Source organism: Pleomorphomonas sp. JP5 (genome assembly GCF_023721815.1).
Classification (GTDB): domain Bacteria; phylum Pseudomonadota; class Alphaproteobacteria; order Rhizobiales; family Pleomorphomonadaceae; genus Pleomorphomonas.
Genome location: NZ_JAMDLI010000002.1, coordinates 232,512 through 245,759 on the forward strand (window position 1 = coordinate 232,512; position 13,248 = coordinate 245,759).

Below are 13,248 nucleotides of genomic sequence, written 5' to 3' on the forward strand. Positions count from 1 at the left end.
AGCCTCCCTTACCACCGTCGCGAAAAAAGACGGCGGTTGCCATTGCGATAGGGCCACAGTCGATCAATATGGCGGAAAGGGCAAGGGCGCCCCGGAGCCACGCATGTTTCTGGACGTTGTCGACCTCAGGGACTTCTATTCGAGCGATCTCGGCCACGTCATCCGGCCGATCCTCACCGATCATTTCCGGAAAATCTGGCCGAGCGTCTCCGGCGACCGATTGGCCGGGCTCGGATTTGCGACCCCCTATCTCGCGCCCTTTCGCGAGGAGGCCGACCGCACGCTGGCGCTGATGCCGGCCGCGCAGGGCGCGGTCAACTGGCCGGCCGGCGGCCCCTCCGCCTCGGCCCTGGTCTGTGATGACATGCTGCCACTCCCCGATGCGTCAATCGATCGGCTGCTGATCGTCCATGCGCTCGAAATGGCCAACGACCCGGCCGAACTGCTCAAGGAAGCCTGGCGGGTATTGTCGCCCGGCGGCCGGGTGCTGGCGGTGGTGCCCAACCGGCGCGGCCTGTGGGCCCGCGTCGATACCTCGCCCTTCGGGTATGGCCGCCCCTTTTCGCGCGGCCAGATCACCAAGCTATTGCGCGAAACGTCCTTTTCGCCCACCGCTTGGGACGAAGCGCTTTATGTGATGCCGGTGCCCCGTCGCCACTTCATGCACGCCAGCGCCCGCTGGGAGGCGATCGGCGCGCGCCTGTGGCCGGCCTTCGCCGGTGTCATCCTGGTGGAGGCGGCCAAGCACCTGCATCAGGGCGTGCCGGTAATCCGCCGCGTCCGCTCGCCGGCCATCCGGCCCGTATTGCTGCCCTCGCCCGCCGGTTTGCCGAGCCCGCACCGCACCGGTCCGTCCGGCTGACGACTCGCTAGCGGTCTTCGCGCGACAGCAGGAACACCGCCTGCGCCCCGAGAAGGTTCCAGACGATCCATGGCAGGCTGAACGGCAGACGCTTGCCGGTACCGTCGAGAACGATCGCCTGGTCGACCTTGGCCCCCACATCCCTGGCCAGCTCGACGAAGTCGCGAATGGTGCAGAAGTGGATGTTGGGCGTGTCGTACCAGGAGTAGGGCAGACGCTTGCTGACCGGCATGCGCCCGAGGAACATCAGGCGGAAGCGCACGTCGAGATGACCAAAGTTCGGCAGCGACACCACGACCCGCCGACCGATGCGGAGCATCTCATCAAGGACCCGTCGAGCATTGCGCGTCGCCTGGATGGTGTGGCTGAGCACCACATAGTCGAAGGACTGGTCGGGATACTGCACAAGGTCGCTGTCGGCGTCACCCTGGATCACGGAAAGGCCGCGCGAAACGGCGGCGTTGACGCCTTCTTGGCTGATCTCGATGCCGCGCGCGTCGACGCCTCGCGTCCGCTCCAGCAGTTCCAGCAGCGCACCGTCGCCGCAGCCGATGTCGAGCACGCGCGAGCCCGGTTCGATCAGCCCGGCGATCAGGCGAAGGTCGACGCGAACGTCCGAGGCGAGATCGGCGAGATCGGTCATTGTGCTTCCTCCGCCGCCGGCCCGGCTATGCCCCGCGCCCGCGCCGCGCCTGTCAGGAAGCCGCGCACGATGCGGAACTGTTCGGGAATGTCGAGAAGGAAGCTGTCGTGCCCCCGATCGCTTTCGATCTCCACGAAGCTGACGGGAGCGCCCGCCGCATTGAGCGCATGCACCACGGCGCGGCTTTCCGAGGTCGGATACAGCCAGTCGGACGTGAACGACAGCACGCAGAAGCGAGTCTTCGTTCCCTTGAAGACGTTGGCCAGAACGCCGCCATGATCGGCGCCAAGATCGAAATAGTCGGTGGCACGGGTGACGTAGAGATAAGAGTTGGCGTCAAAGCGGTCGACGAACGTCATGCCTTGATGGCGAAGGTAGCTTTCGATCTGGAAGTCGGCATCGAAGCCAAAGGCCAACGCGTCGCGATCCTGCAGGTTGCGGCCGAACTTCTGATGCAGCGACCGGTCGGACATATAGGTGATGTGAGCGGCCATGCGCGCGACGGCGAGGCCCTTCTTGGGGTTGCGACCCTCCTCGAGATAGCGGCCACCGCACCAGTCGGGATCGGCCATCACCGCCTGCCGCCCCACCTCGTGGAAGGCGATATTCTGCGAGGAATGGCGGTAGCTGGTGGCGATCGCCACCACCGAGAACACCCGTTCCGGATAGCTCGCCGCCCATTGCAGCGCCTGCATGCCGCCCATGGAACCGCCCACCACGGCGAACAACTGATCGATGCCGAGCCCGGTGACCAGCATGGCCTGCGCCCGGACCATGTCGGCAATGGTCACCACCGGCAGATCGAGGCCATAGGGACGGCCTGTGTCGGGGTTGGTACTGGCTGGCCCGGTGGTGCCGAGACAACCGCCGAGCACGTTGGAGCAGATGACGAAGAAGCGGTTCGTATCGATCGGCCGACCTGGACCGACCATCAGCGTCCACCAGCCCGGCTTGCCGGTCACCGGGTTGGTGCTGGCGACATGCTGGTCGCCGGTCAGCGCGTGGCAGATCAGGATGGCATTGGAGCGGTCGGCGTTGAGCTCGCCATAAGTCTGGTAGGCGATCTGCCAAGGCGCGATCGCCGGGCCGGCATCGAGCGTCAGCGGCGCATCCGTGCCGAAACGCATGACGAGGCTCGAAGGATTATCGGCCTCGCTGCGGCGCAGGCTTGCCTGCGCATCGGTCTCGGTCAGGGGAGCGTCCAGCATCGTCACGTCACTATCCGGCTTTCGCGCGGCACACGCTATGCCCGCCGTCACGAAGGTGGTTAGCTATCGGAACGGGAAGATCAAATGTCAAGAAAATCGGCATCCGGGCAAACGGAAGCCTCGCCTACCGCAAGCCCCGGCGAATGGCGCGAACCAGATCCCGGGCCTGTACCTTGGCGCTCTGCTGGTCTCCCTCGCCGAGCATGTTGCAGGCCTTCTCGAAGTTGTCGCGGTCGTCGGCGGGAACCGGCCGCTCGCCGATCGCAGCGACGACGATACGAAGGGCGCAGGCCCGCACCGGGTCCACCTTGAAGGCGCCATAGCAACCATCGCCGATACAGAAGGCGAAGTTCCTCAGCGAAGGAATGTCACCGGCGAGCGCCTTCGGCCATTGCGGCGCGAGCGCAGTCTGCTGGCCGGGACAGGCGGCATTGTTCGCGGTGGCACAGTTGGCGAGAAGATCGGCATACTCGGGTACGCCGTCGGCGGCGAAGGCCGGAGCAGCGAGGAAAGCCAGAACAAGGGAAATCTGAAACGGGCGCATGGGCGGTTCTCGTATCACCCCAAGTATTCGCGAAGCATGCCGAGGATGCAAGACCGCCCTTCAGCCAGCCTTGTTTCGGTAGGCAGCAGGAGGACGCCCGAAAGCATCGCGGAAGCGACGGGTAAACTCGGACAGATCCGAAAAGCCGTTGTCCAGCGCTATGTCGATCACCCTGCCACTGCCGGCATCGAGTGCCACCGCCGCCCGAGCCAGACGATACCCTATGAGGTAGGCATGTGGCGACTGACCGACGACGCGCCGAAACACCCTCAGGAACTGATGGCGGCCAAGGCCGACCAGCTTCGCCAGATCGCCAAGACCAAGCCGCTCGTCATGGTGCGCATGCATGTAGTCGAGTACGGCGGCGATGCGTCGCTCGTCGCGCGATGTCACCGCCGGCTCCACGCCCTCCTCGCTGGAAAAGGCAGCCCCAAGCAGATCGAGGGCTAACGCCTCGCTGGCCAGCCCCGGCAGCTTGCCACCGGCCAGCCGGCGAGCCGCGTGAAGCCTTCCGGCTCTTTCCGCGACCGGCGGCAGGCGCGGCCGAGAGAAGACGGGTCGGCGAAGCCCGCCAAAATCGGCCACCGTTTCCTCCACGAGTTCGGCTGAGAACTGAAAGGCCAGGCAACGGTCCCCTCGGCAAACCTCGTGCGAGCAGCGATAGGCGCCTCCGGGATTGCCGAGCAGCAGCGAGCCGGGCGTCATCAGCGCCCGCCCCAAGCCGGAGCGATAGGCGAAGACGCCATCAAGCACCGCCGACACCGACAGATCTTCGTGCGCCTCCTCGAACGGGCGATCCGCCGGCCCCGCGTCGCAAGTGACCTCCACCGCGCGCCAGCCGTCGCCAGCCGCTGCCAGACGCTCTCCGGGAGCCGGTTTATCTTTTTCGATCAGCATGATCGCCACGATATCAACTTTCCCCAAGCATGGCGACGGTATGGGAGCCTAGAGAAGTCGCGCCCCAGATTTCTTTGCGATCAAGGAACAGCTCATGCCATCGCTCAATCACCCCTTTGCCGATAGCCTTATCTCCGAAGCCACCTCTTCCGACATCCCGGAGGAGCAACGCCTGTTCGATCCACTTATCGGAAGCTGGGATCTGGTTGTCACCTGGTACGACCATGCAGGCGCCATCAGTCGCCGCGAAACCGGCGAATGGCATTTCGCCCGTGTGCTGGATGGGCGCGGCATTCAGGACGTTTGGATCGTTCCCGGTCCGTCCGAACGGGCCGCGGGCACAGACCCATATGAGTATGGCACCTCGATCCGCTTTTACGATCCGGGCATTGCCGCGTGGCGTTCGACCTGGATCGGGCCAAGAAGCGGAGTAGTCATTCCTTTCATCGGCCGCCGCTCCGGCGACGGCATCCTCCTGGAGACGCTCACGGGAGATCCGATGCGTTGGAGCTTCCATGACATCACCGACGATCGCTTCACTTGGGAGAACCGCAAGGAAAACGATGACTGGCGGCTCGCGCAGGATTTCGTCGCAACAAGACACCGTTGATCCGGTCAGGCCGGCCTGGCGTTCTCATTGACGCCTGCCCCCATCGCCTCGAGATGACGGAAGAAAATCTCGGGGTCGACATAAAGGCCTTGGGGCAGAAGGCCGGGACGGCGTTCTGCCCCGACCATCTCCCTCACGCATGCCGCCGCCGCGATGGCCGTCAGTTCATAAGGATCGTCATGGCTGACCCGGAGACGAACCGTGGTCGGCGTTCCCTCGCGAACGCCCCGACCGTCGCACACCAGCACCGTCCATTCCTCGCGGCGCGTCCAGCGCTTCAGGGCCGCGAAGAAACCCGCAGCGGCCAGCGGGCGCAGGGGTGGCAGCAGGGCCGCCAGCATGGCCGCCGGCAAGACCGCATAGTCGATGATAGGTCCGAAGCCCCCGATGTAGAAGCCCGTCTCCTTCAGGTGAGGAAATCGATCGGGCAGGTTGCGCAGTTCCTCGATCCCCATGGCGATCGTTCCCTGCCGCCCAACCGGAGAGCCAAAGTCGAAGTCGCGGGCGTTGCGCCAGGACCGGACCCAACGTCCCTCGACGAAGGCGCTGGGGTCCATCTCCCGCAGTTCGCACACGAAATCCTCGGCAGCGCCAGCACCGAAGCTCAAGCGCGACCAGTCGACATTGAAGCTCGCATAGACTGGAGCGTGGGTGAGATCGACGGTGGATGCGAGACGCCGGATCATCGCGGCCGGCAATCCTGGGTGAAAGCCGCCGTCACTGACGAACTGCAGCCCATGCCGGAGGATGTCCGGCTCGATCGCCCTGAGTGCCTGCCACTTGCTCGACGACGACAGGTGAGTGTCGAAATAGTCGATGCCGAGCGTCAGCGCCGCACTGGCGACGACCGGCGCGTTGCCGGCCGAGGAGGTCGCGGACACCACCAGATCGGCGCCCGACAAGGCCGTCAGAAGGCCGGCGCGGTCGGAACTGTCGGCACGGACACCAACCAGCGTCGCCCCCGTCTCGGCGGCGATACGGGCGGCAGCGTCGTCCACCGACGCCTTGGTGCGTCCCATCAGACGAAGATCGTAGTCACCCGTCCGCGCGAGCAGACGCGCCAGACGCCGCCCCGTGTTGCCCGCGCCGCCCAGAATGGCGATGGTCGCCCTTGCCATGAAATCCCCCACCGACGGTTGTCGTCGCTCGCGGAAAGTGTGAGCGCGTCACGCCGAACCATCGAGACGGATGACTACTTAGACCGGCCTTCAATCCAGCCCAACCATACGCCGGATATCGGCCACGGTCGCGCCTGCGGCCCGCAAGGCGGACAAGCCCTCCGACTTCTTCGACTTCGACAGCTTGCGACCATCGGCGTCGACGATCAGTCGATGATGGTGATAGCGCGGCTCAGGGAACCCGAGAAGCGTCTGCAACAGGCGGTGAACCGCCGTGGCGAAATAGAGATCGTGGCCGCGCACCACATCGGTCACCCCCTGCAGCGCATCGTCCACCACGACGGCGAGGTGGTAGGCAGCGGGCGTGAACTTGCCCGCAAGCATAACATCGCCCCAGGCTGCGGGATCGGCGGGCACCATCATGCCCGGACCATCGAGACTGTCGCCAAACTCCTGCCAGGAGAGATAACCGGCAAGATGAATCGCCTTGGCCATGTCGAGCCGCCAGGCATGCGGCTGGCCGGCCGCGACGCACGCGGCCACGTCCTGGACCAGCCGGTCGCGGTCGATGCTGGGATAGAGCGGAGCACAGTCAGGGTCGCGAGGCCACGGCTCACCGCTGCGCACCTCCTCCGAACGGATCGCCTCGGCTATCTCCGCGCGACTGAGAAACGAGCGATAGACGAGCCCCAACCCCTTCAACCGGTCGAGGGCGGCCGCATAATCGTCCGCGTGCTCCGACTGGCGACGAACGGGCCGTTCGTAGACGATGCCCAACCAGTCGAGATCGTCCAGAATGGCGCGCTCATGCTCCGGCCGGGCACGGGTGATATCGACGTCCTCGATGCGGACCAGCATGCGGCCGCCACTCTGGGCGGCCATATCGGCATTGAGAAGTGCCGACAGGGCGTGGCCCAAATGCAGCGGTCCGTTGGGCGAAGGCGCGAAGCGGAAAACGGAGGCGGTCATCTCTCAGCTGTCGGCGGACGGCCGGCGCTGCTGCCGGCTTTTGACGGGCCGAACAGTATACGTCTTGAATGCTGAAGTCTCGTGTCGAAGGAGAAACCGGATGCGTCTCATCCTGACGGAAGCCGACATGATCGAGGGCCTCGACTATCTCGAACGCGTCGATCCGCGCCTTGCGCCGGTGAGGGTCACGGCCGGCCCGGTCGACATCCGCTATCGACCGCCCGGCTTCGAAGGCATCGCCCGCATTGTCGTGGCACAGCAATTGTCGGTCTCCAGCGCCGATGCCATCTGGAGCAGGTTCGAGACGCTGCTCGGCGCGGCGACGGCCGAAGCCTACCTCCGCCAGGACGAGGAGGCGCTGCGCGCCGCCGGACTGTCGCGGGGCAAAGTCAAGACGCTGCACGCTCTCGCCGAAGCGGCGGCCGACGGCCTGGATCTCGAAGGACTTGCCGACGAACCACCCGAAGTGGCAACCGAGAAACTGACGGCCATCCATGGCATTGGCCGCTGGACGGCCGAGATATTCCTGCTGTTCTGCGCACGCAACGCCGACGTGCTGCCCGCTGGAGATCTGGCGCTTCAGGTGGCGGCCGCCGAGGCGCTGGCGTTGGACGGGCGCCCCAGCGAGAAGGAATTACGGGCGATATCAGAGCTTTGGTCGCCCTGGCGCGGCGTTGCGGCAAAGCTGCTTTGGGCCTATTACAAGGCAATGCGACAGGGCAGGAACGTCCTCCCGGTCTAACCTGATCCCGGAGGATACTTCCATGGCCGAAATCGACGGTCCGCGCCTCGACCCCGCTGATGGCAAGGCCGACGCCCTTGTCGTCCTGCTGCACGGCTACGGCGCCAACGGCGAGGATCTCTACGATATCGCCGAGAGCTGGGCGCCCTTCCTGCCCGGCGTCGCATTTGTCTCGCCTCATGCGCCGGAAGCCTGTCCGATGGTGCCGGGCGGACGCCAGTGGTTCCCGCTCACCATGCGCGACGACGCGGAACGCTGGACCGGCGTTCTCGCGGCCGGCCCGGCTCTCGACCGTTTCCTGGGCGCCGAACTCGAGCGCTGGGGCGTTTCGCCGGACCGACTCGTGCTGGTCGGTTTCAGCCAGGGCACCATGATGGCGCTGCACGTCGGTCTGAGGCGCAAACTGGAGCCGGCACTGATCGTCGGCTACTCGGGCTATCTTGCCGGCGCAGATCATCTCGACGAGATTTCGGCGAAACCGAAGGTGCTGCTCGTCCACGGCACGGCCGATCAGGTCCTGCCCGTCGAAAGCAGCCGCACCGCCGCCGCCGCGCTGACCGCCGCCGGACTTCCCGTATCGCTGCATCTTTCGCCCGGCCTCGGCCACGGCATCGATCGCATGGGTCTCGTTCTCGGTCTCAGGACCATCGCAGAAGCGCTCGGCATCGATCTTCCCGACGGCCGCTGACGATCTGTGCATCACGACGGTCGCCACCCATTGACGGATTGAGCCTCCTCCCTAACTACGCGAACATGCGGAGGATGGTTTTGCCAGGAGGCAGCATGGTTCGGCTCAATCGCATCTACACCCGCACCGGCGACGACGGTTCGAGCGGTCTGTCCACCGGTGAACGCCGGCTGAAGAACGACCCGCGCTTCGAGGCGATCGGCAGTGTCGACGAGACAAACGCAGCCATCGGAGTTGCTCGCCTGCATGTCGACGAGTACCCCGACCTCGACTTGATGCTGGGCGCCATCCAGAATGATCTGTTCGATCTCGGCGCCGATCTTGCGACACCGGAAACAGAGACGCCGCCGGCCTTCGAACCGTTGCGTATCCTTCCCGTTCAGGTCGAGCGGCTGGAAAAGGAGATCGACTACCTGAATCGCAGCCTCGCGCCGCTGACCACCTTCGTTCTACCGGGCGGCAGCGCCGCCGCCGCCCATCTGCACGTGGCGCGCACGGTCTGTCGAAGGGCCGAGCGAGTGGCGGTGACACTGGCCCGAACGGACGGCGAGCCGGTCAACCCGGAAGCGGTTCGCTATCTCAACCGCCTGTCCGACTTCCTGTTCGTGGCCAGCCGGTGGGCCAACGATCTCGGTGGTCGTGACGTGCTGTGGGTGCCCGGCCAGAACCGGGATTGAGCGCGCCTGTTCCGATATGCGGACGTGCCCGTCGTCAAGGCTGCCTTGGCAGTGGAACCGGCGGGAGCGAGAGAAACCTCAGGCGATCTTCTCGGCAGCGGAGCGCCCGACCAGAGCCCGCGCCACGGCAGTGCGGATCTCGCTCAGCGTGAACGGCTTGGACACGACGTCGCTGACCAGGCTGTCGAGGCCGAAGGCCCGCTCCCGCTGGTCGGCGAAACCGGTCATCAGCAGGATCGAGAGGTCGGGGTAATCCCGGGCAACGGCCAGCGCCAAGGCGATGCCGTCCATGACCGGCATCATGATGTCGGACAGGAGCAGCTCGAAATCGCCTCGCTGCGCGGTGAGGATCTCCAGCGCGATGCCGCCATCCTCAGCCTCGGTGACTTCATGACCGTCGAGTTCCAGCGCCCTCTTGACGAAGGTCCGGACCGACTCGTCGTCTTCAGTCAGCAGAATGCGCGCCATGGTCGCCCCCAGGGCACTCCCGTTGGAATCAAGACAATTCGATATGATTGTTACACAACTAGGCTATCTACACCAGATGCCTGCACTTATTCGGTGACGACGCCAACAAAGGGCAACTCTCGGTAGGCGTGAGCTGCATCCATGCCATAGCCGACCACGAACACGTCGGCACACGAGAAACCGACGATGTCGGCCTCGATCTCCGCCTTGCGCTTGCCGGGCTTGTCGAGCAGGACCGCGACCTTGACTTCCTTCGCGCCCCGATCCTCGGTTAGACGTCGGGCGAATGCCAACGTCCGGCCCGACTCGAGAATATCGTCGATGATCAGCACCGAGCGACCGGCGACGTCCGTATCGATGTCGCGAATGATCTTGACGATGCCGGATGACGTGGTGCCGGTGCCGTAGCTCGACAGCATCATGAACTCGACCTGCGGCGCGAGGCCTTCGCGGTGCAAGGCGCGCAGAAGATCGGCGGCGAACATGAAGCTGCCCTTGAGGATGGCGATCACCATGAGATCTTCAGGCTGGGCCGCGGCGATCTCCTTGGCGATGGCGTCGACGCGCGCGGCGATCGTCTCTTCCGAAAACAGCACGTCGATGGTCTTGCCCGTCATCCCGGTATCCTCATGAGGTCGCGACGGCCAAAGAGCTCAGATCCGGCGCAAACCGGCAAAGGGCGCGCATCCGGAACCGTCGCAGAGCCCCGGCCGCTTTCGGGCGGAGCTATATTACGGCTGACGCTGGTCTGTAAACCGCACTTCCACGGTTACCGATGCTTCAGGAGGCGCCAGAAGACGGGTCTTGAAGTGCACCTTGCCCATCTGATCGATGCTGAGTTGCGGCAGGGCATAGTTCCAGGCATAGACATCGCGCCCGGTCGACGATTTGAGCGTGACCCGGACCGCCGGCAAGCCCTTGGATTCGCTGTCGAGGTTGATGATGTCGCCTTCCACCAGCAACACGGGCGTCGACCCATCCATTTCCTGGCGGGCCGTGACGTTCTGAAAATCGAGCCCGCGCAGGTTGACCTTGAGGCCGAGCAACTCGTAGATCCCCGCCAAATCCGGAAGGGTCGCCACAATCCGTTGGCGACCGAGCACCCCGACCACGCAGAACATCACCAGGAAGCCGATCAGCAATACCGAAGCGACCGGTGTCGACAAGTGCCGATCGAGCATCACCATGGTCGAAGCGCCGCGCCGTTTCGCCTTGCCACGCGGCTTCCGACGAGGTTCCTCGAAACCTGCCGGTGGCGCCTCGATGGTCGGCGAAGCCTCGGCAACCTCCGATGGCGGCTCTTCGCTGTCAGGCGTCTCCGGTTCTTCGCCGCCGGATGAGAACAGGTCATCGACCGCCGACTGGTCGTTGCCGCCTGTCTCTTCCTCCGGGGGCGTCTCCTCGGACACATCGTCACTTTCAGGTCCCGACGCAAACAGGTCGTCGATGGCCGACTGGTCGTTGTCTTCACTTGCCGCTTCAGGCTGCGTTTCTGCGTCAAAAGCGCTGTCAGGCCCCGTTCCGGCGATGGCATCCCGCCACTCGTCCTCGCTCGGCTCGGGACCGTCATTGGCCGGGCGCGGGGTGGGCACGGTATCGATCGGGGCGTCCGGATAATCGTTGGGCGTGGCGTGCCACACGGTACCGCAACGGGCGCAACGCACCTTTCGACCGGTAACGCCGAGCGTGCCGTCGGCAATCTGGTACCCCGTCTCGCAGGCGGGGCAGACAATTCTCATCTTCGGCCCCCGATCGGCCGCCAGCCGGAATCCACACGGAAAGCGGGCGACGCGCCTCCCGCGCCGCCACGGCGGCTTATCCAAGGGATGACGGCAACATGCTTAATGAAACGTTAAGGACAAGGGCTGCAACATCAATTATGAGGTCAGCGACACCGACAAGACACCACAACCGGCTTCCCGTGGCAAAGGCGGCGTGCGTTGACGGCCTTTTGCGACAACGACTCGAAGGATGAGAAGCGGAGCAAAAGCCTGTGGGTCGGAGGTCCGCCGGCGACTGAGGCGGAAAAAACATGAAGCCGCAAGCGGCTTCCGGCGCCAAGCGGCGCCGCGCGGAGAGGGGATTTCGTGGCGAAGCCCCGAAAGACAAAAGCGGAGCGAAAGCCTGTGGGCCGGAGGCCTGCCGGCGACTGAGGCGGAAAGAGTTATGATCAGGTTCGAAAATGTCGGCCTCCGCTACGGAACGGGACGGGAGGTGCTGAGCGATCTGACGTTCTCGATCGCTCCGCACTCCTTCCAGTTCCTGACCGGCCCTTCCGGGGCGGGAAAGACGACACTGATCCGCTTGTTGTTTCTCAACCTCAAACCGACGCGTGGCCTCATTTCCATTTTCGGCAAGGACACCGCCCTTCTGAAGCGCGCGGACATGCCGGCATTGCGCCGCCGCATCGGCGTCGTCTTCCAGGACTTCCGCTTGCTCGACCACCTCACCACCTACGAGAACGTGGCGCTGCCCTACCGGGTGCTCGGCAAGGACGAGGCGAGCTATCGCGCCGATGTCGTCGACCTCTTGGACTGGGTCGGCCTCGGCGATCGGAAGCACGTCTACCCGCCAGTGCTTTCAGGCGGCGAGAAGCAGCGCGCCGCCATCGCCCGCGCCCTGATCACCAAGCCGGAATTTCTTCTCGCCGACGAACCGACCGGCAACGTCGATCCGCCGCTCGCCCGTCGCCTGCTGCGTCTCTTCCTGGAACTCAACCGCCTTGGCACCGCCGTGCTCATCGCCACCCACGACATCGGCCTGATGGACCAGCTCGACGTTCGGCGCATGGTCATCGAGCACGGTCACCTCGAGATCTACGAATGAAGACGCCGATCCCCCGACCCAAGAGGGCTGCCACGGCGCCCAAGGCGAAGCCAGGCGGCGATACGGTCCTCGCATCGCCGATCGTGCCGCCGCAGGCCATCGCCGGACGAACGCTGGTGCTGGTCATCGCCATCATGACCTTCCTGGCCGGCTTCACCATCGCCGTCGTCTCGGTGATCGACCGGGCCGCCGACGCCTGGGCGTCCGACATTGGCCGCGAGGTCACCATCGAGATCAGGCCGCTCGACGGTGTCGCCATCGACGCCGAAGTGGAGAAGGCCGTGGCGCTCGCACAGGAGTTTCCCGGCGTTGGCGGCGCCCGAGCCATCAGCGATGCCGAGACACAGCGCCTGCTGGAACCCTGGCTCGGGCCGGGTACGGACCTTTCGGCCCTGCCCGTGCCCCGCCTCGTTGTCGTCTCGATCGACGATGCGGGGGCCTTCGATACCAAGGCGCTCGCCGACGCGGTGAACCGCGACATCCGGGGGGGAAGCGTCGACGACCACGCGCTCTGGGTCGACCGTCTCTCGGCCATGGCATCCTCGATGGTGTTCGCCGGTGTCGGCCTGATGAGTTTGATGCTCGTCGCGCTTATCCTGTCGGTCGTGTTCGCAACGCGCGCCGCCATGGCGGGAAACCGCGACGTCATCGAGGTTCTGCATTTCTGCGGGGCCGAGGACCGTTTCATCGCCGGACAGTTCCAGAAGCGTTTCCTGCTGTTCGGCATCGAGGGCGGCGCCATCGGCGGCGCTCTGGCGCTTCTGGCCATGGCAATTGCCGCATGGGCGATCGGCGGCTCGGCCGGGCGGCCGGGAGCCGACCAGATCGAGGCTATGTTCGGCCGCTTCGAGCTGCCCGGCACCGCTTACGTCCTGGTGCTGTCTCTCGTCGTGGCCGTGGCGCTTCTGACGGCGCTCACGTCGCGTCTGGCCGTGCGGCGATCGCTATCGGCGCTCGATTGAGCGATCGAACGGGAGGTGACCCGGATTTGTCATT

General features: G+C 65.1%; 16 protein-coding genes. 7 read left to right on the plus strand and 9 right to left on the minus strand.

The annotated features are described in order from the left end of the window. Nucleotides 1-103 precede the first annotated feature (103 nt). Entirely contained in the window at nt 104-862 is a 759-nt protein-coding gene (locus M4J40_RS02955) for a class I SAM-dependent methyltransferase (RefSeq protein ID WP_251751979.1), read from the plus strand. A 7-nt stretch (nt 863-869) separates the two neighbouring features. Here the strand turns inward: M4J40_RS02955 and metW are convergent, their stop codons facing one another. From metW to M4J40_RS02975, 4 genes are all read right to left on the minus strand, one after another. Next, nucleotides 870-1,505 (minus strand): methionine biosynthesis protein MetW, encoded by a 636-nt coding sequence (gene metW, locus M4J40_RS02960; protein ID WP_251751980.1) that lies wholly within the window; start codon nt 1,503-1,505, stop codon nt 870-872. Then, nucleotides 1,502-2,713 (minus strand): homoserine O-acetyltransferase, encoded by a 1,212-nt coding sequence (locus M4J40_RS02965; protein ID WP_251752162.1) that lies wholly within the window; start codon nt 2,711-2,713, stop codon nt 1,502-1,504. The genes metW and M4J40_RS02965 overlap by 4 nt, the downstream gene beginning before the upstream one ends. Before the next feature lie 124 nt (nt 2,714-2,837). Beyond that, entirely contained in the window at nt 2,838-3,257 is a 420-nt protein-coding gene (locus tag M4J40_RS02970) for a hypothetical protein (protein ID WP_251751982.1), read from the minus strand. A 60-nt stretch (nt 3,258-3,317) separates the two neighbouring features. After that, the gene (locus M4J40_RS02975) at nt 3,318-4,154 is read right to left on the minus strand and encodes an AraC family transcriptional regulator (protein ID WP_251751984.1); all 837 of its coding nucleotides are present in this window, start codon (nt 4,152-4,154) and stop codon (nt 3,318-3,320) included. A 94-nt stretch (nt 4,155-4,248) separates the two neighbouring features. Here M4J40_RS02975 and M4J40_RS02980 point away from each other — a divergent pair, with 94 nt between their 5' ends. After that, on the plus strand, nt 4,249-4,764 hold the full coding sequence (locus M4J40_RS02980; RefSeq protein ID WP_251751986.1) for a hypothetical protein: 516 nt from the start codon (nt 4,249-4,251) through the stop codon (nt 4,762-4,764). A gap of 5 nt (nt 4,765-4,769) precedes the next feature. Here the strand turns inward: M4J40_RS02980 and M4J40_RS02985 are convergent, their stop codons facing one another. Continuing rightward, a complete protein-coding gene (locus M4J40_RS02985) occupies nt 4,770-5,882 on the minus strand; it encodes a saccharopine dehydrogenase NADP-binding domain-containing protein (protein ID WP_251751987.1) in 1,113 nt (370 codons plus the stop codon). A 90-nt stretch (nt 5,883-5,972) separates the two neighbouring features. After that, entirely contained in the window at nt 5,973-6,851 is an 879-nt protein-coding gene (gene gluQRS, locus M4J40_RS02990; protein ID WP_251751988.1) for a tRNA glutamyl-Q(34) synthetase GluQRS, read from the minus strand. A gap of 100 nt (nt 6,852-6,951) precedes the next feature. Between gluQRS and M4J40_RS02995 the strand changes: the two genes are divergently transcribed. The 3 genes from M4J40_RS02995 to M4J40_RS03005 all read left to right on the plus strand — a co-directional run bounded on the left by M4J40_RS02995 (nt 6,952) and on the right by M4J40_RS03005 (nt 8,958). Next, a complete protein-coding gene (locus M4J40_RS02995; RefSeq protein WP_251751989.1) occupies nt 6,952-7,593 on the plus strand; it encodes a DNA-3-methyladenine glycosylase in 642 nt (213 codons plus the stop codon). A 22-nt stretch (nt 7,594-7,615) separates the two neighbouring features. Further along, nucleotides 7,616-8,281 (plus strand): alpha/beta hydrolase, encoded by a 666-nt coding sequence (locus tag M4J40_RS03000; RefSeq protein ID WP_251751990.1) that lies wholly within the window; start codon nt 7,616-7,618, stop codon nt 8,279-8,281. 95 nt (nt 8,282-8,376) lie between these two features. Then, complete coding sequence (locus M4J40_RS03005) at nt 8,377-8,958, plus strand: cob(I)yrinic acid a,c-diamide adenosyltransferase (protein ID WP_251751991.1); 582 nt, start codon at nt 8,377-8,379, stop codon at nt 8,956-8,958. Between the two features lie 78 nt (nt 8,959-9,036). On the opposite strand, the gene M4J40_RS03010 is transcribed toward M4J40_RS03005, so the two are convergent. The 3 genes from M4J40_RS03010 to M4J40_RS03020 form a co-directional block, all read right to left on the minus strand. Next, nucleotides 9,037-9,426: a response regulator gene (locus M4J40_RS03010; protein ID WP_251751992.1), complete on the minus strand. Its 390-nt coding sequence runs from the start codon at nt 9,424-9,426 to the stop codon at nt 9,037-9,039. An 86-nt stretch (nt 9,427-9,512) separates the two neighbouring features. After that, nucleotides 9,513-10,043, minus strand: a complete 531-nt coding sequence (hpt, locus tag M4J40_RS03015; protein WP_251729136.1) for a hypoxanthine phosphoribosyltransferase — start codon at nt 10,041-10,043, stop codon at nt 9,513-9,515. A gap of 114 nt (nt 10,044-10,157) precedes the next feature. Beyond that, complete coding sequence (locus M4J40_RS03020) at nt 10,158-11,165, minus strand: MJ0042-type zinc finger domain-containing protein (RefSeq protein ID WP_251751994.1); 1,008 nt, start codon at nt 11,163-11,165, stop codon at nt 10,158-10,160. 427 nt (nt 11,166-11,592) lie between these two features. On the opposite strand from M4J40_RS03020, the gene ftsE reads away from it, so the two are divergent. Both ftsE and M4J40_RS03030 read left to right on the plus strand, forming a co-directional pair. Beyond that, complete coding sequence (gene ftsE, locus M4J40_RS03025; RefSeq protein WP_251751995.1) at nt 11,593-12,252, plus strand: cell division ATP-binding protein FtsE; 660 nt, start codon at nt 11,593-11,595, stop codon at nt 12,250-12,252. After that, the gene (locus tag M4J40_RS03030; RefSeq protein ID WP_251751997.1) at nt 12,249-13,214 is read left to right on the plus strand and encodes an ABC transporter permease; all 966 of its coding nucleotides are present in this window, start codon (nt 12,249-12,251) and stop codon (nt 13,212-13,214) included. The genes ftsE and M4J40_RS03030 overlap by 4 nt, the downstream gene beginning before the upstream one ends. Nucleotides 13,215-13,248 lie beyond the last annotated feature (34 nt).

Bases quoted from the DNA above. Each gene is read 5' to 3' on its own strand.
- M4J40_RS03020 (WP_251751994.1), bottom strand. From the start codon at position 11,165: ATGAGAATTGTCTGCCCCGCCTGCGAGACGGGGTACCAGATTGCCGAC.
- M4J40_RS02975 (WP_251751984.1), bottom strand. From the start codon at position 4,154: ATGCTGATCGAAAAAGATAAACCGGCTCCCGGAGAGCGTCTGGCAGCG.
- M4J40_RS02965 (WP_251752162.1), bottom strand. From the start codon at position 2,713: ATGCTGGACGCTCCCCTGACCGAGACCGATGCGCAGGCAAGCCTGCGC.
- M4J40_RS02955 (WP_251751979.1), top strand. From the start codon at position 104: ATGTTTCTGGACGTTGTCGACCTCAGGGACTTCTATTCGAGCGATCTC.
- metW (WP_251751980.1), bottom strand. From the start codon at position 1,505: ATGACCGATCTCGCCGATCTCGCCTCGGACGTTCGCGTCGACCTTCGC.
- M4J40_RS02985 (WP_251751987.1), bottom strand. From the start codon at position 5,882: ATGGCAAGGGCGACCATCGCCATTCTGGGCGGCGCGGGCAACACGGGG.
- M4J40_RS03010 (WP_251751992.1), bottom strand. From the start codon at position 9,426: ATGGCGCGCATTCTGCTGACTGAAGACGACGAGTCGGTCCGGACCTTC.
- M4J40_RS03005 (WP_251751991.1), top strand. From the start codon at position 8,377: ATGGTTCGGCTCAATCGCATCTACACCCGCACCGGCGACGACGGTTCG.
- gluQRS (WP_251751988.1), bottom strand. From the start codon at position 6,851: ATGACCGCCTCCGTTTTCCGCTTCGCGCCTTCGCCCAACGGACCGCTG.
- ftsE (WP_251751995.1), top strand. From the start codon at position 11,593: ATGATCAGGTTCGAAAATGTCGGCCTCCGCTACGGAACGGGACGGGAG.
- hpt (WP_251729136.1), bottom strand. From the start codon at position 10,043: ATGACGGGCAAGACCATCGACGTGCTGTTTTCGGAAGAGACGATCGCC.
- M4J40_RS02980 (WP_251751986.1), top strand. From the start codon at position 4,249: ATGCCATCGCTCAATCACCCCTTTGCCGATAGCCTTATCTCCGAAGCC.
- M4J40_RS03030 (WP_251751997.1), top strand. From the start codon at position 12,249: ATGAAGACGCCGATCCCCCGACCCAAGAGGGCTGCCACGGCGCCCAAG.
- M4J40_RS02995 (WP_251751989.1), top strand. From the start codon at position 6,952: ATGCGTCTCATCCTGACGGAAGCCGACATGATCGAGGGCCTCGACTAT.
- M4J40_RS02970 (WP_251751982.1), bottom strand. From the start codon at position 3,257: ATGCGCCCGTTTCAGATTTCCCTTGTTCTGGCTTTCCTCGCTGCTCCG.
- M4J40_RS03000 (WP_251751990.1), top strand. From the start codon at position 7,616: ATGGCCGAAATCGACGGTCCGCGCCTCGACCCCGCTGATGGCAAGGCC.